The 23719-nt window shown below is 61.7% G+C and carries 25 protein-coding genes and 1 tRNA gene; 11 read left to right on the top strand and 15 right to left on the bottom strand.

The window, feature by feature from the left end; translation table 11 throughout:
* Positions 1–2 precede the first annotated feature (2 nt).
* The 5 genes from I6E60_RS12775 to I6E60_RS12795 all read right to left on the bottom strand — a co-directional run bounded on the left by I6E60_RS12775 (position 3) and on the right by I6E60_RS12795 (position 4073).
* The gene (locus I6E60_RS12775; RefSeq protein ID WP_231601537.1) at positions 3–845 is read right to left on the bottom strand and encodes a hypothetical protein; all 843 of its coding nucleotides are present in this window, start codon (positions 843–845) and stop codon (positions 3–5) included.
* A gap of 76 nt (positions 846–921) precedes the next feature.
* Complete coding sequence (locus I6E60_RS12780) at positions 922–1674, bottom strand: ABC transporter ATP-binding protein (protein ID WP_197180692.1); 753 nt, start codon at positions 1672–1674, stop codon at positions 922–924.
* Positions 1674–2459 carry an ABC transporter permease gene (locus I6E60_RS12785; RefSeq protein ID WP_255529217.1) on the bottom strand — a complete coding sequence of 262 codons (786 nt, stop codon included), beginning with the start codon at positions 2457–2459 and terminating at the stop codon, positions 1674–1676. The genes I6E60_RS12780 and I6E60_RS12785 overlap by 1 nt, the downstream gene beginning before the upstream one ends.
* 160 nt (positions 2460–2619) lie before the next feature.
* Positions 2620–3312 carry an NTP transferase domain-containing protein gene (locus I6E60_RS12790; RefSeq protein ID WP_197107291.1) on the bottom strand — a complete coding sequence of 231 codons (693 nt, stop codon included), beginning with the start codon at positions 3310–3312 and terminating at the stop codon, positions 2620–2622.
* 431 nt (positions 3313–3743) lie between these two features.
* A complete protein-coding gene (locus tag I6E60_RS12795) occupies positions 3744–4073 on the bottom strand; it encodes a hypothetical protein (protein WP_197180814.1) in 330 nt (109 codons plus the stop codon).
* Between I6E60_RS12795 and I6E60_RS14700 the strand changes: the two genes are divergently transcribed.
* The 3 genes from I6E60_RS14700 to I6E60_RS12810 all read left to right on the top strand — a co-directional run bounded on the left by I6E60_RS14700 (position 4066) and on the right by I6E60_RS12810 (position 7846).
* Entirely contained in the window at positions 4066–5967 is a 1902-nt protein-coding gene (locus tag I6E60_RS14700; protein ID WP_307841848.1) for an ABC transporter ATP-binding protein, read from the top strand. The genes I6E60_RS12795 and I6E60_RS14700 overlap by 8 nt on opposite strands.
* A gap of 53 nt (positions 5968–6020) precedes the next feature.
* Positions 6021–7514, top strand: coding sequence for a hypothetical protein (locus I6E60_RS12805; protein WP_197180696.1), 1494 nt, complete (start codon positions 6021–6023; stop codon positions 7512–7514).
* A 71-nt stretch (positions 7515–7585) separates the two neighbouring features.
* Positions 7586–7846 carry a DUF3039 domain-containing protein gene (locus tag I6E60_RS12810; protein WP_197125402.1) on the top strand — a complete coding sequence of 87 codons (261 nt, stop codon included), beginning with the start codon at positions 7586–7588 and terminating at the stop codon, positions 7844–7846.
* Between the two features lie 87 nt (positions 7847–7933).
* Here I6E60_RS12810 and I6E60_RS12815 read toward each other — a convergent pair whose 3' ends face one another.
* Positions 7934–9226, bottom strand: a complete 1293-nt coding sequence (locus I6E60_RS12815) for a nicotinate phosphoribosyltransferase (protein WP_307841849.1) — start codon at positions 9224–9226, stop codon at positions 7934–7936.
* Positions 9227–9298: 72 nt separating this feature from the next.
* Between I6E60_RS12815 and murI the strand changes: the two genes are divergently transcribed.
* The 4 genes from murI to I6E60_RS14705 all read left to right on the top strand — a co-directional run bounded on the left by murI (position 9299) and on the right by I6E60_RS14705 (position 12212).
* The gene (gene murI / locus I6E60_RS12820) at positions 9299–10135 is read left to right on the top strand and encodes a glutamate racemase (protein ID WP_197180698.1); all 837 of its coding nucleotides are present in this window, start codon (positions 9299–9301) and stop codon (positions 10133–10135) included.
* A 72-nt stretch (positions 10136–10207) separates the two neighbouring features.
* A complete protein-coding gene (gene rph / locus I6E60_RS12825) occupies positions 10208–10960 on the top strand; it encodes a ribonuclease PH (protein ID WP_197125400.1) in 753 nt (250 codons plus the stop codon).
* Between the two features lie 2 nt (positions 10961–10962).
* Positions 10963–11592, top strand: a complete 630-nt coding sequence (rdgB, locus tag I6E60_RS12830; protein WP_197180701.1) for an RdgB/HAM1 family non-canonical purine NTP pyrophosphatase — start codon at positions 10963–10965, stop codon at positions 11590–11592.
* 74 nt (positions 11593–11666) lie between these two features.
* Positions 11667–12212, top strand: a complete 546-nt coding sequence (locus I6E60_RS14705; RefSeq protein WP_197125397.1) for a HEAT repeat domain-containing protein — start codon at positions 11667–11669, stop codon at positions 12210–12212.
* Positions 12213–12223: 11 nt separating this feature from the next.
* On the opposite strand, the gene I6E60_RS12840 is transcribed toward I6E60_RS14705, so the two are convergent.
* Positions 12224–12961, bottom strand: coding sequence for a DedA family protein (locus I6E60_RS12840; RefSeq protein WP_197126341.1), 738 nt, complete (start codon positions 12959–12961; stop codon positions 12224–12226).
* A gap of 168 nt (positions 12962–13129) precedes the next feature.
* Between I6E60_RS12840 and I6E60_RS12845 the strand changes: the two genes are divergently transcribed.
* Both I6E60_RS12845 and I6E60_RS12850 read left to right on the top strand, forming a co-directional pair.
* A complete protein-coding gene (locus tag I6E60_RS12845; protein WP_197125395.1) occupies positions 13130–13519 on the top strand; it encodes a helix-turn-helix domain-containing protein in 390 nt (129 codons plus the stop codon).
* 93 nt (positions 13520–13612) lie between these two features.
* Positions 13613–14644 carry a zinc-binding alcohol dehydrogenase family protein gene (locus I6E60_RS12850; protein WP_197180703.1) on the top strand — a complete coding sequence of 344 codons (1032 nt, stop codon included), beginning with the start codon at positions 13613–13615 and terminating at the stop codon, positions 14642–14644.
* Between the two features lie 26 nt (positions 14645–14670).
* Here I6E60_RS12850 and I6E60_RS12855 read toward each other — a convergent pair.
* Positions 14671–14755 (bottom strand) — tRNA-Leu (locus I6E60_RS12855).
* A 396-nt stretch (positions 14756–15151) separates the two neighbouring features.
* On the opposite strand from I6E60_RS12855, the gene I6E60_RS12860 reads away from it, so the two are divergent.
* Positions 15152–15964 (top strand): TauD/TfdA family dioxygenase, encoded by an 813-nt coding sequence (locus I6E60_RS12860; protein ID WP_231601540.1) that lies wholly within the window; start codon positions 15152–15154, stop codon positions 15962–15964.
* 19 nt (positions 15965–15983) lie between these two features.
* Here I6E60_RS12860 and I6E60_RS12865 read toward each other — a convergent pair whose 3' ends face one another.
* From I6E60_RS12865 to I6E60_RS12885, 5 genes are all read right to left on the bottom strand, one after another.
* Complete coding sequence (locus I6E60_RS12865; RefSeq protein ID WP_197180705.1) at positions 15984–16829, bottom strand: hypothetical protein; 846 nt, start codon at positions 16827–16829, stop codon at positions 15984–15986.
* Between the two features lie 91 nt (positions 16830–16920).
* Entirely contained in the window at positions 16921–17877 is a 957-nt protein-coding gene (locus I6E60_RS12870) for a DUF2510 domain-containing protein (RefSeq protein WP_197180707.1), read from the bottom strand.
* 241 nt (positions 17878–18118) lie between these two features.
* A complete protein-coding gene (locus tag I6E60_RS12875) occupies positions 18119–18520 on the bottom strand; it encodes a roadblock/LC7 domain-containing protein (RefSeq protein WP_197125384.1) in 402 nt (133 codons plus the stop codon).
* Positions 18517–19107, bottom strand: coding sequence for an ATP/GTP-binding protein (locus I6E60_RS12880; RefSeq protein ID WP_197125324.1), 591 nt, complete (start codon positions 19105–19107; stop codon positions 18517–18519). Before I6E60_RS12880 ends, I6E60_RS12875 begins: the two co-directional genes overlap by 4 nt.
* Positions 19108–19325: 218 nt before the next feature.
* On the bottom strand, positions 19326–20198 hold the full coding sequence (locus I6E60_RS12885) for an EamA family transporter (RefSeq protein ID WP_197180709.1): 873 nt from the start codon (positions 20196–20198) through the stop codon (positions 19326–19328).
* A 97-nt stretch (positions 20199–20295) separates the two neighbouring features.
* On the opposite strand from I6E60_RS12885, the gene I6E60_RS12890 reads away from it, so the two are divergent.
* Positions 20296–20805 carry a MarR family winged helix-turn-helix transcriptional regulator gene (locus I6E60_RS12890; RefSeq protein WP_197180711.1) on the top strand — a complete coding sequence of 170 codons (510 nt, stop codon included), beginning with the start codon at positions 20296–20298 and terminating at the stop codon, positions 20803–20805.
* On the opposite strand, the gene xylB is transcribed toward I6E60_RS12890, so the two are convergent.
* A complete protein-coding gene (xylB, locus tag I6E60_RS12895; protein WP_197180713.1) occupies positions 20793–22211 on the bottom strand; it encodes a xylulokinase in 1419 nt (472 codons plus the stop codon). The genes I6E60_RS12890 and xylB overlap by 13 nt on opposite strands.
* Positions 22212–23402: a xylose isomerase gene (gene xylA / locus I6E60_RS12900; protein WP_129073398.1), complete on the bottom strand. Its 1191-nt coding sequence runs from the start codon at positions 23400–23402 to the stop codon at positions 22212–22214.
* Positions 23403–23719 lie beyond the last annotated feature (317 nt).

Consider the following 23719-nt stretch of genomic DNA (forward strand, 5'->3'; position numbering starts at 1 on the left):
ATCTAGGGCTGGTCGTCGCTCTCGAGCTCAACCCATCCTTGGCGTTTGCGTCGCTGTGGCAGTTGCGGCAACTTGGGTAGCGTCGGTAGCTTCTTACGTTCGCCGCGCACCTTCGGCGTCTTGGCTGCCTTAGGGAGCGCAATCACGGGCTCAAGCCACGACGGCAGCGTTGCCGGTGCCGGCCCAAAGCCTTGGCGCGCTGAGCGAATAATCTGGCGGCCCAGAATGTTGTTCCCGCCACCGCCGATCACCGCTCCAATGCCGAAGGGCATGAGGCGACCCACGATGTTGGTTCCTTGGGCGGCTGCATACCGTTTGAGGAAGGTGTGCTTGATTCGGTCCGCTATCGGTCCCATGAGCGTGGTCGGCAGGCCTTTGGCAAGGGTTTCGCCCCAATAGGCGGAGCGTGCAACGCCGGTGCCGCTGGCTTGAGCGGCCAGTTGTTTCACGAGGTCGCTGCCGGCGGTGCCGAGCACCATTGTCATGACGAGCGCGCGTGCGCGGTCGGGGTCATCGACGACGATGCCGTGCACTTCAGTGACCGATTGAGCAAAGAGCGCGCTGGCCTCAAGAAACCCGGCGGTCTCAACACTCGAGAGCGCGAGCGAGGTTCCGGTGCCGACGGCGGGGATGGCGGCACTCGCCCCGACGAGGGCGCCACCGGTGGTGACGGCGGCTAGGTAGCGGCGCTCCAGAACGGCAATAATCTCATCCGGAGTCGCGTGTAGTTTGCTGCGACGGATGCTGCGGATGTGGGCCAATACGACGGGACGCTGCACGGTGAGCACCCGGTCGATTCCGCGCACCACCATGGGGTGGGAGGTGCTCACTTCGCTCTTAGCCATACTTTTAACCGTACCTGAGGAACTCTGGCGGCACCCCGGGAGCTGGGCAGCCGTTGAGCAACCGTGACGTTGACGCCTAGTTGGCTAATGAGGAGCCGTAGTCCTCGTTGTAGCGCGCGAGCACATCGTCGATGGGGCCGTCGAGCACGAGCTCACCTTTGTCGAGGTAGAGGCCTCGCGTGCAGAAGTGGCGAAGGTCACGCTCGTTGTGGGAGACGAAGAAGAGCGTGCGGCCACCCTTCAAGAGTTCCTCGATGCGGCGGTAACACTTCTCGCGAAAGGCCTTGTCGCCAACGGCGAGAACTTCGTCCACCAAAATGATGGGTTCCTCGAGGCGTGAGATCACGGCGAAGGCAATGCGCACGCGCATCCCGCTCGAAAGATGCTTGTAGGGAGTATCGACAAAACGTTCGATTTCGGCGAACTCGATGATCTCCTCGAAGCGTTCGTTGATCTCGCGCTTGGTCATGCCGTGCAGGCCCGCCGTGAGGTACACGTTCTCGCGAACGCTCAAGTCGTCCACGAATCCACCTGTGATCTCGATGAGCGGGGCGACGCCTTCTCCAACATGCACGGTGCCTTCGTCAGCCAGCATTACCTCGGCCACGAGTTTGAGCAGCGTGGACTTGCCTTGACCGTTGCGGCCAACAACACCGATGGCCTCACCGGCGGTGACGTCGAAACTGACGTTACGAAGAGCCCAAAACTCGTCGGCGCGGGCACGACGCTTGCGCCCAGCAAAGAGGTCTTTGAAGCTGCGGCGTGAGCGCCGGTTGAGACGAAAGCGGATGCCGGCGTCGTCAACCCGAATTACGTGGTTGTCGCTCATTAGATCTCCTTCAGTACGGCACGCTCGGTGCGCGTGAAGACAAGGATTCCGACCGCAACAAGGATCAGGCTCATGAGCGTTCCGATGATGACGGCGTACCAGTCGAGTTGCTCAGGGAAGAACGCTGCCCGATAGAGCGAAAAGATTCCCGCAAGCGGGTTGAAGGCGGCGAGGCCATCGAGGCCCAGCTTTTCCAAATCGGGGATGCCGTAAATGATGGGGGAGGCATAGAACAGAAAGCGCAGCGCGAGCTTGGTTGCTCGCTCAAGGTCGCGGAAGAACACCACCAGTGGCGCAACGATCAGGCCAATGCCGATCGTGAGCACCGCCTGAAGTAGCACGCCAAGCGCGAAGTACACTGCTTCCCAGTGCAGCACTGCGCCGGTCGCGATAGCGAAGAATGCGAGTACTGGAAGGCTCGCTATGAACTCAATCCCCTTGGAGAGCACGAGCCGGGCAACCCAGATAGTGCGAGGGATTTTGGTGGATCGGATGAGTTTTGCCTCACGCAGGTACGCACGCGTGGCATCCGAGACGGCGCCGTTGAACCACATCCAGGGCAAGAGCGCACAGAGGAGGAACACGATGTAGGGCTGCTCGCCCACAGCCTTGTCAAAGACTTGGGTGAAAACGAACCAGTAAATGCCCGCCATGACCAGAGGGTCGAGAACGGACCACACATAGCCGAGGGCCGAGGTGGAATACCGCACGCGAAGGTCGCGCATTGTGAGCAACCAGAGAGTACGGCGATATCGGGTGAGAGGAGACCATGTAGGTCGCTCCAGTGCTGTGTTCGCCACGCCCCAATAGTAAACGGGCAATTCGACAATCAGCCGCACTCATTCGCAGCAGCGTGAGCGATTCTTCACTTTAAGCAGCAATGCCCGCCTCGCACTGAGTGCGAAGCGGGCAAATCTGGGGGGCTCAATCGAGCCACCTGTCTAGTTAGACGAAGAGGTTGGCACGCTCGAGGTCTTCAGCGAAGTCCACCTCGATGGCGTACAGGTCAGAAATGTCGACAGGTTCGATGAGCAAGCGATCCTCTTCGATAGCAAGCTCAATGCCGCGCTCGAAGTAGTCCTGGTCGCCAACCTTCTTGAGGTGACGTACCAGCGTTGCTTTGGCGTCGCGCGAAATGTAGTTGATGCCAACGGCCTCGCCCAGTCCGCCCTTGACGGTCTTGGAGAGTTCCTTGATGTAGCCCTCAGCGTCGGTCGTGTACTTGACTTCTTCGTCAGAGACCTTCGCGGTGTTGACGCTAACGAACGACTGGTCGCGAGCAACCATGGCGGCGGCACGCTCAAGAGCGGTCGGGTCGAAGACAACGTCGCCGTTCATCCAGAGAACTCCACCAGGAGCGGATGCCTGCAGCGCACGCATGAGGCTCTTCGAAGTGTTGGTCTGGTCGTACTGCTCGTTGTAGACGAACGATGCCTCAGGGAATGCTTCGATGATGTGCTCAAGCTTGTAGCCAACAACGATCGTGACCTTGGCGTTGTTGCCGAAAGCGTGACGAATGTTGTCGAACTGCTGCTGCATGATGGTGCGGCCATCGCTGAGCTCAGTAAGCGGCTTCGGCAACGAGCGGCCCAAACGGCTGCCCATTCCGGCAGCTAAAATTACGACCTGTGTAGTCATGGTGGTCTCCTCAGTAGTTCTGGGGCTCGGGTTCAAGGTTCATGATTTACCTACTGTTAACCCGAGATTGGAAAAAACGACACACCGTTGTGCGATAGTCAGGCTAACTGTGTCGGCCGAGAACTCCATAGATTTTGGAGGGTTGTTGCCTATTTGTGATGCAGGCTCATTCTCTGCGCATCTGATTGGTAGGTTTGGACAGTGGAAAACGCCCAAACACCCGACGAGGGCACGAAGTCTGTTGAAACGCCGGTAACGAAGCCCGCGAGCAGCACCCGGAAGCCGGCAACGGCCCGTGGTTCTCAAGCAAAATCGTCTACCGCCAAGCCAGCAACTCCTGCTACTCGTAAACCTGCCGCCAAGAAGCCCGCTGCTCGCAAGACGCCTGCCCGCACTACAAGTGCTGCCACAAACGTTGATGCGTCTACCGGTCAGTCGCCGGTCGCACCGAAACCGTCGCCGACGACCGTAAAGAGTGCCGCAGGCAAGTCGACTTCCGATAAGCCGACACCGGCCGCACCGAAACGTGCTGCTGCGAAGCCGAGTGCCGCGAAGACCACTGCGTCGAAAACCAGTGCTGCGAAGTCGAGTGCCGCTAAGGCTCCCGCGACGAAGAGCCAAGCGACTCGAAGCTCGACGGCGCCGAAGCCGACCGCGCCAAAACCCACCGCACCCAAGCCAACTGCGCCGATGCCCGCTGCGTCGGAGACGATTGCGCCCGAGACGACTGCGCCCGACTCTGATGCTGTCGAAGTGGTCAACGTCGAGGCGCTCGTTGACGATCTTGTGATCGCCGAGACCGTCGAAGCCACGCCCGAGGCGGAAAAAGCTGTCGATGCCGTGTCGACCGATGAATCCGATACTGCTGAGGCTGCAGTCGCTGGTATTGGCGCTGTTGAGGCTGTTGCGGACGCCGCTATCGACGGCGACGCTGCTGAGAATGACGCCGCTGCGGGCGCTGCTGTAATCGGAGCCGATGCTGTAATCGACACCGCTGATGCTGATGCTGATGCTGATGCTGATGCTGATGCAGATGCGGATGCGGACGCCGAACCTGCCGCAGCAGTTTCTGCAGAGAAGCCGGATGCCGTACTTGCCGGGCTCGCACGCCTGCGTGCCCTTGCCTCACAGTTCGCTGCGCCCGCGGCAGAAGCAGCAGAGAAAAAGGCTCTGGCAGAGAAGGCTGCTGCCGAAAAGGCTGCGGCTGAGAAAGCCGAAGAAGACGAACGCGAAGCGGAACGTGCAGAGGTTGAGCGTGCTGAGTCTGAGCGCCTAGAAGCCGAGCGCGCGGAAGCCGAAAAGGCTGAAGCCGAAAACGCGGAAGCCGAGAAGGCTGAAGCGGGGCGTCTGGAAGCGGAGCAGATCGCTGCTGACAAGGCGGAAGTCGAGGAAGCCGAAGCGGTCACGACCGCGCTTGACGAGACTGACGCTGCGGCGAGCGACGCTGAGACGGACGACGCTGAGACGGACGACGCTGAGACGGACGACGCTGAGACGGACGACGCTGAGGACGCTGAAGCAGGGAAGTCCGTTGAGGCTGATGTCGAGCCTGAGGCCCAAATCACGGACGCGAATCGCGCTGACGCTGACGCTGAGCAAGCCAAAGCCAAAGCCGAAGCCGAAGCCAAAGCCGAAGACGAAGACGAAGCCGAAGTCGACGCTGACTCCGACACCGATGAGACGGCAACCACGAGCGCCACGGGCGCCAACGCAGAACCTGAGTCCGAAACCGCGGTGGCGGCACCGATGGCTCCCGCGCCGGAACGCGCGGCAGCCGCCGAGGCGGAACCCACCGACGAAAGCACAACAGAGTCTGAGCTAGAACCTGTGGCTGCGAGCGACGCCCTGGTTGCGGTCGACGCCACTGTGGGTCACGGGCTCGAGGCGACATCCACGGACGTCGTTTTGGAAGTCAGCGGATTGTCGAAGGGCTTCGGTGACACCGTCGCTGTCGATGACATTCGCTTGAGCGTGCGCGCGGGAGTGTTCTACGGAATTGTTGGCCCCAACGGCGCCGGTAAAACCACAACGCTCTCTATGATCACCGGACTGCTGCGCCCCGACTCGGGAAGCGCCACCGTCAACGGAGTCGACGTCTGGGCATCACCAGAAGTCGCCAAACGCTCCATCGGTGTACTGCCCGACCGCTTGCGCATCTTCGACCGCCTCACGGGGTCGCAACTGCTCTACTACTCGGGAGTGCTGCGCGGACTCGACGCCACCGAAGTGCGCAAGCGTTCCGCTGACCTCGCCACAGCCTTCGGCCTTGATGACGTCATGGGCCGCCTCGTAAGCGACTACTCGTCCGGGATGCTCAAGAAAGTCGCTCTCGCCGCAGCAATGATTCACTCGCCGCGCCTGCTCGTGCTCGACGAACCCTTCGAATCGGTTGACCCTGTTTCGGCGGCAACGGTCACCCGCATCCTCAAGCAGTACGTCGATGCCGGCGGCACCGTACTGCTCTCCAGCCACCGCATGGAACTCGTTCAACGCGTTTGCAGCCATGTTGCCGTCATCGTCGAAGGACGACTGCTCGCCGACGGCACCATCGACGAAGTGCGCAATGGAATGTCGCTCGAAGACCGCTTCGTGCAGTTGACCGGCAAGAATTCCAGTGGGGGAGGGCTCGAGTGGTTGAGCAGTTTCTCCGACTGAGACTAACCATCCTGGCGAACGCGTTTCGCCGAGGACCGCTCGTAGCATCCGCAATGGGGTTGGTGCTGATCTACAGCGCCGTCCTGTTCGTAATGGCCATCCTCGCCGTTGCCGACCTGCGCAACACCACCCCCGAAGTTGCGGGCGCCACACTCGTCGTGTTCGGCTCCGCAGCGCTGCTCGGCTTTCTCGTGATGCCCCTCGGGTGGAATGCGGATGACGCACTCGACCCGCGCAGATTCTCCTACCTGCCCGTCACTCGCATCCGCCTCGCGCTGCTGCTGTTGCTCGCCGGAGCCGCAAGCATCCCCACGGTGATGCTTGCCGGGCTCGCCGTCGCTCAAGTAATCGCGTGGTCGGCGCATCCAGCATCCGCCCTTATCGCTGTGCTCTCCGGAATCATCGTTCTCGTCACGGCCATCGTCGGAGCCCGCCTAGCCAGCCTCATCGCGGCCCGCTACTTGAGCACCAGACGCTTGCGCGAAGGGTTCGGCATCGTCGCGATCGCGCTCGTGGTTGCCTCGCTGCCGATCGCCGTCATGCTCGCTCTCGCCGACTACCAATCCCAAGTCCTGCCGGCCATCCGCCGCGTTGCCGCAGTAATGGAATGGACACCCCTCGGTGTTGCCTTCAGCGCGCCGGCTTCCGCAGCAGCGGGAGACAGCAGCGACGTTCTGGGCAAGCTCGCCATTGCGGTCGGCTTTTTGATCGTTCTCGCTGCCTGCTGGTACTTCCTGCTGGGCTACGTTCTCTCTCGCCCTGAGCGCAGTGCCGTCGCAACATATCGTTCGGGCCTCGGCTGGTTCCGTCTCATGCCCTCGACCCCATTGGGCGCCATCGCGGCACGAAGCCTCAGCTACTGGGCTCGGGATGCACGCTACTTCGTTGCACTCGCCGCCATCCCCATCATTCCTATCGGCATGGTTGCCGCTCTTCTCGTCGGCGGCATCGGAGCCGACGTGATCGCGTGGATTCCCGTGCCCGTCATGTGCCTCTTCCTCGGCTGGAGTGCCCACAACGACGTCGCTCACGACAACACCGCACTCTGGACCCACGTCTCGGCCCACACGCGTGGCTCCGACGACCGCTGGGGGCGCATCGTTCCCAACCTGCTCGTGGGCATCCCGCTCGCCGTCGTCGGCAGTATCCTCACGGTACTTATCGTTGGTAATGGTGAAGCACTACCCGGCCTCATCGGGCTCAGCCTCTGCCTACTCTTTGCGGGTCTTGGCGTTTCCAGCGTCAGCTCAGCCGCCTTCCCTTATGCGGCGCCACTTCCAGGGCACGGTGCGTTCATCCAACCTCAAGCGCTCGTCTCGAACGCCGCCACGGTGCAATCGTTCACGTTCGCATTCACGGTGCTATTCGGCCTGCCGGTCTTGGGAGTCGTATTCTTCAACCCCTTCACCGATCTGCAACCACAGTGGGCAGCCTTCATCGTCGGCTTGGCCGTCGGTCTTGTCGTGCTCGTCATCGGCGTCTACTGGGGCGGACGAATCATGGTGCGCCGCGGCCCCGAACTGCTCGCACTCTCCTCACAGAACTGATCCAGCACATCCCAAGCCACCTTTGCGGAAGCAAAGACACCGGCTTGCAGCGACGGAAGTAGAATCGACTCATGGCTGACACCGATATCACTGGCGGCGGAACCGACACTCTCGACCGCGAACTCGAAGAACTGCTCAACCAAGAGCAGGTCGAAGAGGGCGACCACGAGCGCTTCTCTCACTACGCACCCAAAAACAAGATCATGGAATCGGCGCTCTCGGGCAAGCCGATTCGTGCGCTGTGTGGAAAGCTCTGGACTCCGGGTCGCGACCCCGAAAAGTTCCCCATCTGCCCAACCTGCAAAGAGGTCTACGAAAAGATGAAGGGCTAACGCTCCCGCTTTTCTTCGCGATCGAGCGCCAATTGCTCAGCGCTCAGCGCTCAGATCTCAGGACTAACCGATCGCCGGCGGCCGCAATTAGCGGTAAATCGTGGGAACTACAGGTTCGCCGCGCGACAAGCGGAACGCGGTCTGCGGCAACTCCGCCATCGCCGTTTCACAGTGATCGCGCGCGGCAAGCGTGCCGCCATCGCCGATCCACTGCTGATCGGCTGTGCCGCCCGTCATGAGCGCAACGTTGAGATCTCGGCCCTCAACATCCGGTCGGCCTTCAGACTCTTGATAAATCAGTTCCATGGCTGCGACGCCATTGTCGAGCGCGCGCACCGCCGCCTTGTGGCCGCCAATGGTGGCTTTCGCCGCCGACTTCTTGGCGACAGAAATCCACTCGCCCGCATCGTTCTGATGGGCTACCAACTTGTACACCATCCCTGCGGCGGGGAAACCTGAACCGGTGACCACGGAGGTGCCGACACCGAATGAATCGACCGGGGCGGCACGCAGCGCAGCAATCGCGTGCTCGTCGAGGTCGTTGGTGACCGTGATGCGGGTTTTCGTTGCCCCGAGTGAATCCAACTGGGCTCGAACGGCCGCGACCTGAATCGCAAGGTCACCAGAGTCGATGCGCACAGCGCCCAACCCGGTGCCGGCGACCTTCACGGCCAGCTCGACCGCATTCTCGACATCGTAGGTGTCAACAAGCAGCGTGGTCGAGGGGCCAAGCGCGTCAACCTGTGCCTGGAATGCTTCTTCTTCAGAATCGTGCAGCAGCGTGAACGAGTGCGCTGCGGTTCCCATCGTGGGCACACCCCAGCTTCGGCCCGCTTCCAGATTGCTCGTGGCGCTGAATCCCGCAATGTAGGCGGCGCGAGCGGATGCCACGGCAGAGCGTTCGCCGGTGCGGCGTGATCCCATCTCCGCAATGGGTCGCCCGTCGGCGGCAGACACCATGCGCGCAGCAGCGGACGCGACAGCGGAGTCGTAATTCAACACGCTCAGCGCGAGTGTCTCCAGCAGCACAGCTTCGGCGAAGGAGCCCTCAACGGTGAGCACGGGGGAGCCGGGGAAGTACGCGTCGCCCTCGCGGTACCCACTGATACCGCCAGTGAAGCGATAGTTGGCGAGCCAGTCGATGGTCGTGGGGCTCACGATGGCATTGCGCGCTAGGAACCCGAGCTCGTCGTCGCCAAAGCGGAATTCTTCGATGAGTTCGAGCAGGCGTCCGGTTCCCGCAACAACGCCATAGCGGCGGCTGTCGGGAAGGCGGCGGGCAAACACTTCGAACACGCACTGGCGTTCGTGGCGGCCACTGCCGATCGCGGCGTCGAGCATCGTCAGCTCGTATTGGTCTGTTAGCAGAGCGGTACTCACCCGACCAGCGTACGCGACAGACCATCACCGTTGTCGGGGAGGGTTCGAGCATCCACCACTACGATTGAAGACGTGACTGATGCACCTATTGGCGTTTTCGACTCCGGAGTCGGTGGCCTCACCGTAGCCCGAGCGATTATCGACCAGTTGCCGCACGAATCGATTCTGTATGTGGGCGACACTCTGCACTCGCCCTATGGCCCGAAGCCGATTGCCGATGTGCGCCGCTATTCCCTCGAAATCATGGATCGCCTCGTCGACGATGGCGTGAAGTTGCTCGTGATCGCCTGCAACACGGCCTCGGCTGCGATGCTGCGGGATGCCCGTGAGCGCTACACCGAGGCGCGCGGCATCGAAGTGGTCGAAGTGATCCAGCCTGCCACGAGGGCGGCAGTGCGTCAGACCCGCAATGGTCGCGTCGGAGTGATTGGCACCGAGGGCACCATCAAGTCGCGTGCTTACGAAGATGCGTTCGCTGCGGCATCCGGCATCGAATTGTTCACGCAGTCCTGCCCCCGTTTTGTGGAGTTCGTGGAAGCCGGCATCACAACCGGGCCCGAAGTTCTTGCTGTCGCCGAAGAATATTTGGCGCCGCTGAAGGCCGCCGAAATCGACACGCTCGTGCTCGGCTGCACCCACTACCCGCACATTTCTGCCGCGATTCAGTACGTGATGGGGCGGGATGTCACGCTCGTCTCGAGTGCAGAAGAAACTGCCTACGACGTCTACAACACTCTGGTTGCGCATAATCTGCTGCGCGATTCCACGGAACCCGCGCGCCACGCCTTCGAGGCGACCGGCCCAGACAAGCAGGGCTTCACTAGTCTGGCTTCCCGCTTCATGGGGCCGAACATCGTGCGCGTCGAGACCTTCGAAACCGGCGCGATTAACTTGCCGCAGCTCCCGTAGCGAGCGCCCCCTCACGAACACCAGATTTCACCGATAGACCGATAGACCGATAGACCGATAGAGAGTAGAGACATGACCCGTCACGATGGCCGCGAAAACAACGAACTGCGCGAAGTAACAATTGAGCGCGGATGGAGCGACCAGGCTGAGGGTTCGGCGCTTATTTCCTTCGGTAAGACCAAGGTGCTGTGCACGGCATCCTTCACCAATGGTGTTCCGCGCTGGATGGCGGGCAAGGGCAAAGGCTGGGTTACTGCCGAGTACTCGATGCTTCCGCGCAGCACGAACAGCCGTATGGACCGCGAAGCAGTCAAGGGCAAGGTCGGCGGACGAACCCACGAAATCTCGCGCCTGATTGGTCGCAGCCTGCGCGCTGTTGTCGACATGAAGGCCCTCGGCGAAAACACGATCGTGATCGACTGTGACGTGCTTCAGGCCGATGGCGGAACCCGCACGGCAGCGATCACTGGTGCCTACATTGCGCTTGCTGACGCCATCGAGTGGGGCCGTGAGAAGAAGTTCATCGGAAAGAACTCGAAGGCACTCTTCGATTCGCTCGCTGCCGTGAGCGTCGGAATCATCGATGGCGAGCCCATGCTCGACCTCGCCTATGTTGAAGACGTGCGCGCCGAGACCGACATGAACGTCGTTGTTACCGGTCGCGGATTGTTCGTTGAGGTTCAGGGCACCGCCGAAGGCGCACCCTTCGACCGCCGCGAACTTGACTCGCTGCTCGACCTTGCTCTCGCGGGTGGCACAGAGCTCACGGCGATCCAAGCCGCAACCCTCGGCCGCACCACCGCCACCACCCACACCGGCGCGTAGCAATGCGGATCGTTCTCGCCACCCACAACGCCCACAAAGTTGCTGAGCTGCGGCGCATCTTGGGGCCAGCACTCGACGGCCTCGAACTCGTCGCCTACGACGGGCCCGAACCGGTTGAAGACGGCGACACGTTCCAGGCCAACGCGCTGATCAAAGCGCGGGCCGCCGCTGCCCACACTGGGCTGCCGGCGTTGGCCGACGATTCCGGAGTCTGTGTTGACGCGCTGGGTGGTGCCCCCGGCATCCACTCGGCTCGGTATGCGGGAACGCGCAACGACGTCGACAACCTTGAACTGCTGTTGGCAAACATGGTCGGCAGGGATGACCGCGCCGCCCAGTTTGCCTGTGCGGCAGCGTTTGTGGTTCCCACCGGTGTTGCTGGCACAGCCGTCGCTGCTGGTGCCTCCGAAGCCGAATCTCATGAGTTCGTGGAGCTTGCACTCTGGCCGGGCACCGTGGCAACCGAGCGGAGCGGAACTGAGGGCTTCGGCTACGACCCGATTTTCTGTCCGGATGGGCAGCCGGGAACATCCGCAGACCTTACTTCTGACCAGAAGGATGCGCTCAGTCACCGCGCCCAAGCATTCGCCGCGATCATGCCAATCGTTCGCCGTCAACTGCTGGGCGACTAGTAGCAGCCTGCCGATCAGCGGCGAGTATTTGCACCGCGGTCTCGGTGTGGAGCGCAACAACGTAGGGTTGAGGCGTGTCTGAACATGATGATCCCCACGCAGTAGATCTTGAACTCCCCATCGCAGCCCGCATTACGGCCGCGAGCGAACGCCATGGCGAAGCCGTCATTGTCGAACGTGCCGTCTCTCTCATTGAGGGCAACAACGAGGGCAAAGAGTTCCTGCTGATTGTTGGCGGTGAGCATGCTCAGGGCATCCTCGACGGCGCTCCGGTGCTCTACTGGCCTGAGCTGTGGGGAACGCGCGCGCTACTGCACGCCTGGAATGACAGTGCTGCGGATGCCGTACGCGCTGCTCTCAGTAACCAAGCGTGGCGGGTGCGTGAGATGGCAACGCGTGTTGTTGCTACTCGACGACTCGACGCTCGCGAGCAGCTTCTGGCGCTCCTGACAGACGACACTGCCCGCGTTCGCGCGTCGGCAGCTCGCGCCCTCGGAACGGTCGGTTCGCTCGATGTCGTCGAGGCGATCTCCGAGCTCGTGAAAGACGAAGACATTGAGGTCCGCCGCGCTGCTCAGCAGGCCGTGACCGCCATCCGCAAGCGTTCGCCTCAGGAATAGCGACTGCTGGCCTAGTCGTCGAAGTCTTGGTTGAAGTCTTTGGGGTGCAGGGCTAGCTTTTCTGCTTCGGCATCGTCGAGAGCCTCGGCGCGGCCCGTTTCGCGCGCCTTTTTCGCTTTGTAGGACGAGCGGAAGTAGTGGTACGCCGTCGGTAGCACCGTGAGGGTCACAGCGGCGAGCAGGATCAGGTCGATGTACTCGACGATGAAATCGCTGAGCCACGGAATGTAGCCGAGCAAGTAGCCGCCGAAGGTGAGCCCGGAGCCCCAGATGAGAGCGCCGATCGCGTTGTAGAGCGAGTACTTGCGGTAGTCCATGTGGCCAACGCCCGCCGCGACCGGTGCGAAGGTGCGCACGATCGGCACGAAGCGCGCCATGATGACGGCGAGGCCGCCGAAGCGGGTGAAGAAAGCGTTGGTGCGTTTGACGTTTTCGACGCTAAAGAGACCTGTTTCTTTTCGTTCAAAGATCTTGGGGCCCACTTTGTGCCCAATGAGATAACCGACCTCACCGCCGAGGAAGGCGGCAAGGCTCACCGCCAAACAGACCCACCAGATGTCGTATTCGATGACGCCGGCAAAGGTGAGAACACCGGTGATGAGAAGCAGCGTGTCGCCAGGAAGAAAGAATCCAACGAGCAGCCCGGTCTCGGCGAAGACAATGAATGCCACGCCCAGCAGCGCGAATGCCCCAAACCCGGTAATCAGGTTTTGGGGATCGAGCCAAGGGATGATGGCGGTGCCTACCAAGGGGTTTTCTCCAGAATCGTCGGCTAGGTGCGCGTAGTCGGCGACGTTAGCGATGTACGTCACAGAGTAACGCGTGCTGGAGAGGGTTCGCTGTGGGGGATACCCCCGCTTCTGCGGAAACCCGCGAGCTGCTGCTATCCTTAAGAAAGCAACTATCGAAGGGTCGCCATGAGTCTCGAACACAGCACCGATCACGATCATCTCCACGTGGGCAATGTTTTTTCGGCCACGTGTCCGTGCCGTGATTTGTTGGATGTCGTCGCCAGCAAGTGGTCAGCCCTCGTGATCGGGGCCCTGTTAGGCGGACGGATGCGCTTTGGCGAGCTTCAGCGACACCTCGACGGAATTTCGCCGAAGGTGCTCACGAGCACGCTGCGCAAACTCGAAGATTACGGAATCGTTGAGCGCGAAGTGTTCGCGGAGGTTCCTCTTCGCGTGGAATACACCCTGACCCCACTCGGCCAGGATGCAGGAGTGCCGCTCGAAGCCTTGCGGGTCTGGGCCGAGTCACAACTCGAGCACGCCCAGCGCACTGAGGCAGCACGCGCACTCGTCTAGACACTTACCTCGGGGTAACTTGCCTCCCTTGCGGGTCACCACTATGAGCGGTTTAGCGTGGTGGCACACGCCAGCGATCACGCAAAGGACCCCATGAACACGTCCGCTTTCTCCCCCTTCAGCATCGGCTCAGTAGCCCCAGCCGTCATCACTCGCACCGGCGGACCGATTGAGAGCGAGGGAAGCCTGGTCGACTCAGAGCTGACCGTTGACGCACCAACCGGCCACGACATCCTCGTGGAAGTTGCTGCAGTTTCGGTCAACCCCGTTGATGTCAAAGTGCGGGCTGGCGGAGAAGTAGCCGATCGTGTGCTCGGATGGGATGCCTCCGGTGTTGTTTCCGCTGTCGGACCCGACGTGACACTGTTCCAGCCGGGCGATGAGGTTTGGTACGCGGGAGACATCACTCGCCCCGGAACCTATTCGCGGATGCACCTGGTCGATGAGCGCATCGTCGGCCGCAAGCCGTCGAGCCTGAGCCACGCTGAAGCGGCAGCAATGCCACTGACGACCATCACCGCCTACGAGGCGCTCTTTCACAAGCTCAAGCTCACGCGCGCCAGCACGGGCACTTTGCTCGTTCTGGGAGCCGCTGGGGGAGTGGGGTCGATCCTCATTCAACTCGCCAAGGAATTGACCGGCGTGCGCGTAATCGCAACAGCATCGCGCGACGAAACCCGGGCATGGGTGACCGAGATGGGGGCGGATGCCGTCGTCGACCACCGCGGCGACCTCGCAGCGAACGTTGCTGCGGTTGCCCCCGAGGGCGTGGACTGGGTGTTCACCTCGCAGACCGGCACGAACCTGCCCGCGATCGTCGAGCTCATCAAGCCGTTCGGCGAGATCGTCGCCATCGATGACGAGGCTGGTCTCGACTTGCTCTCGCTCAAGGGCAAGGCCCTCAGCTGGCACTGGGAACTCATGTTCACCCGCTCCGCTCAGCACACCGCCGACATGGTGCTGCAGCACGAGTTGCTCACTGAGGTTGCAGCTCTGATGGATGCCGGACGCATCCGCACTACGCTCACGCGCACCTTCAGCCCGCTCAACGCGGAACAGCTGCGGGCCGCCCATGCGCTCGTCGAGACCGGCGGAGCCATCGGCAAGACGGTAGTCGCTGTTTGAGTGAGCACTACACGGAGTGCTCTATTTGGTGCGGAAGGCGGGACTTGAACCCGCACGCTCGAAAGCACAGGAACCTAAATCCTGCGTGTATACCAATTTCACCACTCCCGCTGGCCGGATAATCTTATCGCGACTCGGACGACTGTGTTTGCGCCTATGGGATTGCTTCAACTTTGCTGTGCACGGCCCCGTCGGCCCCGCCATCCTCGTGTTAATGGAGGTGGAGGGTGTAATTTATGAAGTGTCTTCCCTATGGAGACGACGTCCGCGATTGCGCCTTCCAAGAGCCCTGTGAGCCACAGCTAGCGCATCGCACGAAGCAAGGAGAGCGACATTACCGTTCACGAGCTCCAATCGAGCCTGTTCACCCTCGACTCGGCCACTGCCGAAGCGATCCGTACCGCTGCCGAGCGCATTACTGCGCACCCTAATGAGAACCCGGATGACTTCGGTCGCCAGGCTCTCGCTGCAGCGTTCAGTTTGCCTGAAGAGGTCCGTGCGGCTGTTTTGAATTTTGCTGAAGTCGGTTCTGAAGCCGGCATCATGGTTGTGCGTGGTCTGTACGTCGACGAAGACCTCACGGACACCCCGCTCGACAACAAGAGCGGCCTGGGCGCCGGCACCATCTTCGCTAAGGAAATGGGCATGCTTGCTCACCTCCTCGGCAGCATGGTTGCCTACGAGGCTGAGGGCAATGGTCACCTTATCCAAGACATGGTCCCCAACCCGAAGCTTGCTGTAACTCAGCAGTCGCAGGGCTCGAAGGTGGAGCTCGAAGCTCACACCGAGCAGTGCTTCTCTGACTTCAAGCCTGACTACGTGATCCTCGGTGCCCTTCGCGGTGACGAGAACGCGAAGACGTATGCGTTCTCGGGTCGCAAGCTTGTTGCGCAGATGACTCCTGAAGAGGTTGCCAAGCTGCGCCAGCCACTGTGGGCAACCACGATCGACGAGTCGTTCCAGCCATACATTCCTCGCCCGGATGCCGTTCGTGGCCCGTTCCCAATCATCACCGGTCCAGAGGACGACCCGTACATCCTCGTTGACCAAGACCTCATGCACGGCATCACCGCTGAAGCTCAGCGTCTGCTCGGCAAGGTCGTCGAGACCTACATTGAGCACCGCGACGCTCACGTGCTGCAGCCGGGCGACCTGTTGATGCTCGACAACCTGCGCGCCATGCACGGTCGTTCGATGTACGCCCCGCGCTTCGATGGCAAAGACCGCTTCATTGCGCGTGGCTTCGTCGTGCGCGACCGCCGCAAGCTCTGGCCACAGCTGCTCGAAGACCGCCGCACCCTCGCTGCGGTTCACAGCTAAGACGCTCAGCGAAAGCTAGCTAGTTCGTAACGACGCGGGTCGTCTGCTCCGGCAGGCGGCCCGCGTTTGTGCGTTTCGGGGTGATGGCGAGGAAGAGCGCGGCGACGATGCAGAGTTGGCCGAAGATGCCCAGAAGCATGCCGGGGCTTGACGCATCCCCACCTCCGATCGCAAAGGTGTCGGCCAGCCCCATTCCCATGGAGAAGCCAGCGAACCACTGGAAGAAGATCGCGGCGCTCAGGAGCGCGAGGCTCGCAGCGAGCATCCCGCGCAGAGTAACAATGTTGGCAAATATTCGTGACGTCGTGATGGCGGTGAACACCACTGCCGCGAGGGGCCAGAAGATGGCCCAAATCCACGAAAAGACGTCGGCTTGGAGTTCCCCCGCGGCATCCATGGCTGCATAAATTTCATCAAGTGAGAGTTCCGGAACTTTCGCGAGCGGGTTCCACACGTAAATATTTACGATGCCGATAGCAACGATGGTAATCATCGCCACAACCGTAGCTACGCCGATCAACAGTCGGGTTCGGAAGTCCAGCGTGGTGTTTCCGAGCACCTCATGAGTGGTTGTCTCGTCGACGTGGGCTGCTGTTTCGTGCGGTGGCTCAGCGGGCTGGGCAGTGGCGGCTCGCGCACGAATAGAAAACCACGTCATGACGATCCCGAAGATGAGCAGCGCGATCGCGAATGCGCCGACCGCTGCACCGATCACGGTAACCGCGACCGGGAAATCGAGCACGGCGGGAGCCCCGAGGCCGTAAAAGCCCCAGAGAAGCTGATTAGCGCCCAGAAGTCCAGCGCTGAGATAGGCGGCGGCAGCCCACCGCGCGAAACGTGACGAGGGCGACGAAAACGAAGTCATGCCGACACTCTAAGCCAGCGGCATCCGAAATCAAGGATTATTCAGCCGAGGGGTGAGCCGGGCAATATGCCCACCCTCTCGGCTGAAGTTCTTAGCGCTTGTGGCGTCCGCGGAGGCGGGCGAAGAGGCCCTGAGGTGCCGGTTTTGGTGCCGGAGTGTCAGTTTCGTCTTCGCTGGCACCGGGCAGGATGCGCAGGATGTTCATGAGGCTCAGCGCTGCCAGGAGCGAGTGTGCCTCATGGGGCAGAGTTTCAGCAATTGCTGAAAGTTCTTTAGCCGAGAGCGGTGCGTGGCTCAGGATTGAGGTCATGCGCAGCTGGTCGGCATCGTGCGGAAGATTCGTGATGTTCGGCCAGCGACGCAGGCGGTAGCGCGCGCCATCGGTGAGCCACGGCGCGGGGGTGTGAGCGTAGCCGGTGGTGCCGATCATCCACAACAGCGGGTTGAGGTCGAAACCGGCACCCGTTGGCATGATCACTTCTTCACGAATGTGACTACGCACGTTGATGCTCACGGGATGTGTCGGGAAGTCGGTGATTTCAGCTTTCCACCAGTAGGCGCGCTCGTTCACATCGATCACGAGCATCGGGAAGCTGGATGAGGTGATTGACAAAACAGTCGGCTGCGCGCTGCTGGACGCAATCTTGATTGCTTCCGCAACCTGCGCCCACTCAGAAGCGAGAATTGACTGGTCGAAGTCATCTTCGGCTGTTTCTCCGACGAACCCGACGGTGGGGTCGCCGGCGATTGCGGAGTCAACTGCTTGCTCGGGCAGTGGCGCCTCAAGCTGACGGAGCGTGCTGGCCAACGTCGGCTCAGGTGTCGTTTCGCGCGTGATCGGCGTCGTTGCGGTGGCGGGCTGAACGGAATCTTCGCGCTCGTCGTCGGTGGGGTCGGCAAAGTCGACATCGACCAGCTGGTGCACCAGCGGTGCGCGTGCTCCAGAGATCTGGTCAGTCCACGTGTGGTTGTCCCACCAGCGCAGCTGGGGGAGGCCAAGCGGGTCGGGGTACCAGCCGGCGGGGATGTTGGTTGTGTATGTAGTCATCTTCACGCCTCCTGCGTGAATTGGTGTGCGGTGCCGAGGGTGCATCGCGGTCGTGCTTGGGGTAAAAATCCTCGAGTCAGAATGTGATCTGCGGGTTAGACGAGTGATCGCATTCTGTTCGTAGTTCCTGGTCCTACTGCGGGTGTTTCGGGTAGTGCTTGCTCAGGTACTGCGTGTGCGGGTTGTGCGAGTAGTTCGGGTTCTGCAGGTAGTTCGGGGCCTTCGGGTTTTCGGTTTGTTCTTAGTTCGCCATCAATAAGGTGTTGAGCCTTCGCGCGGTTCGGCGCGCGGCGGTCAACGATATGCCGATGGTTTCTTTGTCGGTGAAGAGGGCTGCGAGTACCAGCGGGTGGTCGTCGACTCGCACTTGCACGACGTGGCCATGAGCGGCCGCGACGATCACAAACTCGTTATCTCCGAGTTGCAATTCTCTAGCGACAGCATCGGCGAGGGCCTGAGTGGAACTGGCCATGCTCGCGAATCGATCGCTGTCAAATTCTTTACCGGCTACCGAAACAACGCTGAATCCGTCTTCTGTTAGAAGGGATGCGTAGCGAAGTGACGGTGCTAGATCACGAAGTCCGCCTAAGGCAAGTTCGCCTCGGACGATGTACTTGGAGTCGAGGTGGGGAGCGAGAGTCATCGTGCCCTCCGTCCACCGGAACCGACGCCGACACCGATACTGTCGGCGACGGCTTGCTTGAGCTCGATGTTGGCGATGAGCGTCATGAGGAGCGTCATCATCTCTTCCTGAGAGCGAGCATCCACGGTTAGTACCGGGATCATCACGTCAGGCATTTCATCGGCAAGAGCGTTGGCGTATTCCTCGATCAGCGCGCGGGGCACGAGGTCGGCCCGCGTGAGACCGATCACAATTCCGCCGCGCTCGTAGAGGGCGAAGAATTCTTTGACGTATTCGATCGCGGTCTCGACAGGGTTGTCGGCATCCGCATTCACCAGCAGCAGTACGCCCTCGGCGCGTTCGGCGAGAATCGTCCACATGAAGTCGAATCGACGTTGACCGGGAACGCCATACAAGCGAACTTTCTCGGCCTCGTTGATGCCGATTTCGCCGTAGTCGAGAGCCACCGTGGTGGTGGGCTTGTCGGCAACGGTTCGGTCGCTATTTGCGGCCTCCGTGCTGACGACATCGATCTCGCTGAGGGCGCGAATAGCGGAGGTCTTGCCGGCGCCCATTGGCCCGGCAAACAGGATTACGTGCTCTGCCATCTGATCCCTCCCCCAGGAGTTCGTTCTGCGGTTCTTTCTCACTGAAGCATGCAAGCCCCCGAAGCGGGGTAGTAGACCCCCGTTTGGGTGTCGTTAACAATTGCCCCCATAAATGCTGACCAGAACGTTCTGTCTGTCCCCTCAAGACGTGCCGTGTTTTCTGGGAAGTCAGACAATTATCTAGACCAATTCGGTACTGGTCTCGACGGCCCCGGGGGTCAGCGAGAGGGGATGGAGGCGGGTGCGCGAGCGGGAATTTGTGCCCCGACAATTGCCGCAAGAGCCAGCCCAAACCCGAGCAATTGGAGTGCGCTAAAACGTTCGCCAAGGAGAAGCGCGCCGAGCGCAGCCGCTGTGAGGGGGGAGAGCAAACCGAGCACAGCGAGTGATGAAATCGGCACGATTCGAACTCCCCGAAACCAGAGCGTGTATGCGACGATGCCGCCGGCGATTCCTAGCCACGCATAGCCAGCGACAGCGGGCCCGCTGAGCGTCGCCGGAATGCCCTCTGCCAGCAATGTGATGGGGAGGAGAAAGAGCCCGCCAGCGGTGAGAAGCCAGCCGGCATAGCTGAGCGCCGACACCTCGGGCGGTTTTCCCCAGTGCTTCGAGAGAAGCACTCCGAGCGCCATGGATGCCGTGCCGCCGAGTCCGGCGATGAGGCCGAGGGTGTCGAGTTGGGCGCTCGCCCGCAACACAACGAGGGCAACGCCGAGCGCGCCAATGATGCCCCAGATCACGAGTCGCCAGGGAGCGCTTTGGCGAAAGACGGCGACGATGAGCACGGCGACGATGAGGGGTTGCGCGGCACCCAGGGTGGCGGCGACTCCGCCGGGGAGGCGGTAAGCGGCGATGAACAGTAGGGGGAAGAAGGCGCCGATATTGAGAACGCCGAGCACGAGGGATTTCCACCACCAGGCGCCGCGGGGCAGCTGGCGGGCGATGGCGATGGCGATCAGGCCGGCAGGCAGAGCGCGCACGAGGGAGGCGAAGAGGGGGTGCCCGGTCGGCAGCAGCTCGGTGGTGACGATGTAGGTCGTGCCCCACGCGATGGGGGCAATGGCGGTGATGAGGGTGTCGCGCAGCCGCATGCGAACTCCTTAGCGTTGAATAGTTGAACATTAAAGAATCTAGCCGGGTTATGCTGGATTCGTCAAACAATTCAACGTTGAGAGATCCTGAGGCACCATGACAGACAGCGTCGATCGCATCCTCGCCCAATGGGCCGCGGTGCGCCCCGACCTCAACGTCTCGGCCATGGGCGTGCTCGGGCGACTGTCCCGCCTCACGCGACTCCTCGAGCGCGCGCAAAGCGATGTCTTCGAGACGCACGGTCTGCAACCAGGGGAGTTCGACATCCTTGCGACCCTGCTGCGAACGGATGCCGGACCACGCGGCCTCACCGCGGGTGCGCTTTCGGCCAGCGCCATGGTCACCTCGGGAGCGATCACCAATCGGCTTGATCGACTCGTCGCCAAAGGGCTCATCTCGCGCGATATCGATCCCGACAACCGTCGCACCATCCGCGTTGCGCTCACCGAGCAAGGAACGCGCACCATCGAAGCAGCGCTCGCCGACCACCTTGAGAACGAAGAACGCCTATTGGAATCGCTCAGCGCAAGGGAGCGATCCCAGTTTGAAAGCCTGTTACGTGGGCTGCTGACCGTGCACGAAGGCGAGCCGAATCATACCGCGTAGCGGGCGTACTGCTCCCGAATAACCGGGTGGAAGTCGGATGTCGGCTCCGCCACAGTAGCGATAGCCCAATCGGGGCGTGTGCCGTCGAGCACCCACGCCGCTTGGGCTGCGGCACCCAGCGCGACATACTCTGCGGGCTCGGGAACCACGACCGGTACCGCAAACACCTGGGACGCGATGGTCGACACGGCAGGGTTCTGGGCGGCGCCACCGATGAGGAGGATGCGCTCGGCGGAAACTCCTTGGCGGCCGAGAGCGTCGAGGCCATCCGCGAGCCCACACAGTAGTCCCTCGATGGCGGCGCGCGCGAGTGACGGCCGGGTCGTGGAGGCCAGTGTCATTCCGAAGAGGGTTGCGGTGGCATCCGGAAGGTTGGGGGTTCGTTCGCCTTCGAAGTAGGGCTGCAGCACGAGTCCGCTAGCGCCGGGGGCCGCTTCGAGCGCGAGAATGCCGAGCTCATCGTGGGTGACGCCCAGCAGCGTGGCGGTGCTGTCGAGCACGCGGGCGGCATTCATGGTGGCGACGAGGGGCAGGAAGATGCCGCTCGCATCGGCGAAGCCCGCCACGGTGCCGGTGGCGTCAGGAACCTGAATTTCGGTAACAGCGAAGACGGTCCCGCTGGTGCCGATCGAGACGACGACATCGCCGGCTCGGGCGCCGAGGCCCAGCGCAGCTCCGGCGTTATCACCAGCGCCGCACGCCACCGAGATCGCCGCGCTCGCCGTCACCGAGGCGGCAAGGGTAGAGACAGCAACCGTTCCCGCAGATTCGCCGGGCGCGACAATGCGGGGGAGTGTGATCGCCGAGGCATCACGACCCAGCGCCGCACTCAGAACGTCGAGGTCGTACTCATTGGTCACCGAGTTGAAGTAGCCGGTGCCGCTCGCGTCCGAGCGGTCGGTGGTCAGCTCGCTCAGCGCAGGATTCTCGGGGCCGAAGCCGCGCAAACGCCACGTCAGCCAATCGTGCGGCAAGCACACGGCGGCAACCAGCGCAGCGTTCTCGGGCTCAACGTCGCGCAGCCAGCGCAGCTTCGTTGAGGTGAACGAGGCGACCGGCTTCGAGCCAGTGCGCTCCGCGAGGTCAGGAAACTCTGCGCTGAGGGCGTCGGCCGCGGCCGCAGAGCGGGTGTCATTCCACAGCAGGGCTGGGCGAATGACCCGGCCGGCGGCATCCAACACGACCATGCCGTGTTGTTGGCCGCCGACCGAGATCGCGGAGACGTCATCCAATCCGCCTGCCTCGGTGATGGCCTCGTTGAGGGCCACCCACCAGGCGTTCGGATCAACCTCGGTGCCGGTCGGATGGGAGGCGCGGCCGGTGCGCACGAGCGCACCGGTTGCGGCATCCACAATCACGATCTTGCAGGACTGGGTTGAGGAGTCGATTCCCGCGACGAGGGTCATTTAGCGGGCGCCCATGAGGTGCTCGCCAGCAAGCTGCTGGAGGCGAACGAAGCCGAAGCCCTTGCCGTTGAAGTAGGCCTCGTGATCGAAGTCTTCGTAGGAGGCACGGTCAGCCAGCAGGTCGTCATAGCTTTCATTCTCGCCGAGAGTGTTCTCAGAGAGTTCGAGGACGCGCGCTTCGACGAGAGCTTCTTGCACCTCAGGGTCGGCGCGGAAGGCAGCAGCGCGCTCCTTGAGCAGCAGGTAGTTGCGCATGTTGGCGGCAGCAGAAACCCACACGCCGTTTTCGTCTTCGGTGCGGCTGGGCTTGTAGTCGAAGTGACGCGGGCCCGTGTAGGTCTGGCCTCCATCGGGGCCACCGTTTTCCAGCAGGTCGACGAGCGAGAACGCATTGTGCAGGTCACCGTGACCGAAGACGAGGTCTTGGTCGTACTTGATTCCACGCTGGCCGTTGAGGTCAATGTGGAACAGCTTGTCCTGGTACAGCGCCTGGGCAATGCCCGAGGTGAAGTTGAGCCCGGCCATCTGTTCGTGACCTGTCTCGGGGTTTACACCGAACAGCTCGGGGCGTTCGAGGGTCTCGATAAATGCCATGGCGTGACCGACGGTTGGCAGCAAGATGTCACCACGGGGCTCGTTGGGCTTGGGCTCAATAGCGAAGCGGATGTCGTAGCCCTTTTCGGTGACATAGTCACCAAACAGGTTGAGCGATTCGCGGTAGCGCTCGAGTGCTGCGCGCACATTTTTGGCGGAGTCGTACTCGGCACCTTCACGGCCGCCCCACATGACGAAGGTCTTGGCGCCAAGCTCTACGCCGAGTTCGAGCTGACGCATTGCTTTGCGCATGGCGAAGCGACGAACGCTGCGGTCGTTCGACGTGAATCCACCGTCCTTGAAGACGGGGGCGCTGAAGAGGTTGGTGGTGACCATCGGCACGATGAGGCCGGTGTCGCTGAGTACTTGCTTCAGGCGGTCGATCTGTTTCTGGCGTTCGGCATCCGTCGATCCGAAGGCGAAGAGGTCGTCGTCGTGGAACGTGATGCCGTAGGCGCCAAGCTCGGCGAGCTTTTCAACGCCGTGAACGATGTCGAGGGGGGCGCGGGTTGCTCCGCCGAACGGGTCAACTCCCTCCCAGCCGATTGTCCACAGGCCGAAGGAAAATTTGTCGGCGGGGGTGGGTTGTAAAGACATTGTGGTTCTCCGTTGGCAGCAGTGGCAATAAGTAATTGAGAACAACATACTCTGGCAACTGACACACGTCAATCTCGAACCGTGGGTCAAATTCCTTATATTTATTGACTTTCAGTATCGATTTGGCGAAAGTTTTCGAAAGTTGTTGCATTCAACGTATAAAGCAATATAAGTTCGCTCTATCAACAAAACGGGGCGCTTACCGCTGCCCCTCGCGATACAACGAAGTAGCGCTCCACGGCGCTGGTAATCCGGCCCGTGCTCTTCGTCTCTCTCGTGAGGACCGCAGCCAAGCCCCGGCCGGTCATACCCCCGTG

Origin of the sequence: Salinibacterium sp. SWN167 (genome assembly GCF_015864665.1) — a bacterium.
GTDB lineage: Bacteria > Actinomycetota > Actinomycetes > Actinomycetales > Microbacteriaceae > Rhodoglobus.

Coding starts and splice junctions, on each gene's coding strand:
- I6E60_RS12775 (WP_231601537.1), bottom strand. CDS start 845: ATGGCTAAGAGCGAAGTGAGCACCTCCCACCCCATGGTGGTGCGCGGA.
- I6E60_RS12780 (WP_197180692.1), bottom strand. CDS start 1,674: ATGAGCGACAACCACGTAATTCGGGTTGACGACGCCGGCATCCGCTTT.
- I6E60_RS12790 (WP_197107291.1), bottom strand. CDS start 3,312: ATGACTACACAGGTCGTAATTTTAGCTGCCGGAATGGGCAGCCGTTTG.
- I6E60_RS12805 (WP_197180696.1), top strand. CDS start 6,021: ATGGGGTTGGTGCTGATCTACAGCGCCGTCCTGTTCGTAATGGCCATC.
- I6E60_RS12810 (WP_197125402.1), top strand. CDS start 7,586: ATGGCTGACACCGATATCACTGGCGGCGGAACCGACACTCTCGACCGC.
- rph (WP_197125400.1), top strand. CDS start 10,208: ATGACCCGTCACGATGGCCGCGAAAACAACGAACTGCGCGAAGTAACA.
- rdgB (WP_197180701.1), top strand. CDS start 10,963: ATGCGGATCGTTCTCGCCACCCACAACGCCCACAAAGTTGCTGAGCTG.
- I6E60_RS12845 (WP_197125395.1), top strand. CDS start 13,130: ATGAGTCTCGAACACAGCACCGATCACGATCATCTCCACGTGGGCAAT.
- I6E60_RS12850 (WP_197180703.1), top strand. CDS start 13,613: ATGAACACGTCCGCTTTCTCCCCCTTCAGCATCGGCTCAGTAGCCCCA.
- I6E60_RS12865 (WP_197180705.1), bottom strand. CDS start 16,829: ATGACTTCGTTTTCGTCGCCCTCGTCACGTTTCGCGCGGTGGGCTGCC.
- I6E60_RS12870 (WP_197180707.1), bottom strand. CDS start 17,877: ATGACTACATACACAACCAACATCCCCGCCGGCTGGTACCCCGACCCG.
- I6E60_RS12875 (WP_197125384.1), bottom strand. CDS start 18,520: ATGACTCTCGCTCCCCACCTCGACTCCAAGTACATCGTCCGAGGCGAA.
- I6E60_RS12880 (WP_197125324.1), bottom strand. CDS start 19,107: ATGGCAGAGCACGTAATCCTGTTTGCCGGGCCAATGGGCGCCGGCAAG.
- I6E60_RS12885 (WP_197180709.1), bottom strand. CDS start 20,198: ATGCGGCTGCGCGACACCCTCATCACCGCCATTGCCCCCATCGCGTGG.
- I6E60_RS12890 (WP_197180711.1), top strand. CDS start 20,296: ATGACAGACAGCGTCGATCGCATCCTCGCCCAATGGGCCGCGGTGCGC.
- xylB (WP_197180713.1), bottom strand. CDS start 22,211: ATGACCCTCGTCGCGGGAATCGACTCCTCAACCCAGTCCTGCAAGATC.
- xylA (WP_129073398.1), bottom strand. CDS start 23,402: ATGTCTTTACAACCCACCCCCGCCGACAAATTTTCCTTCGGCCTGTGG.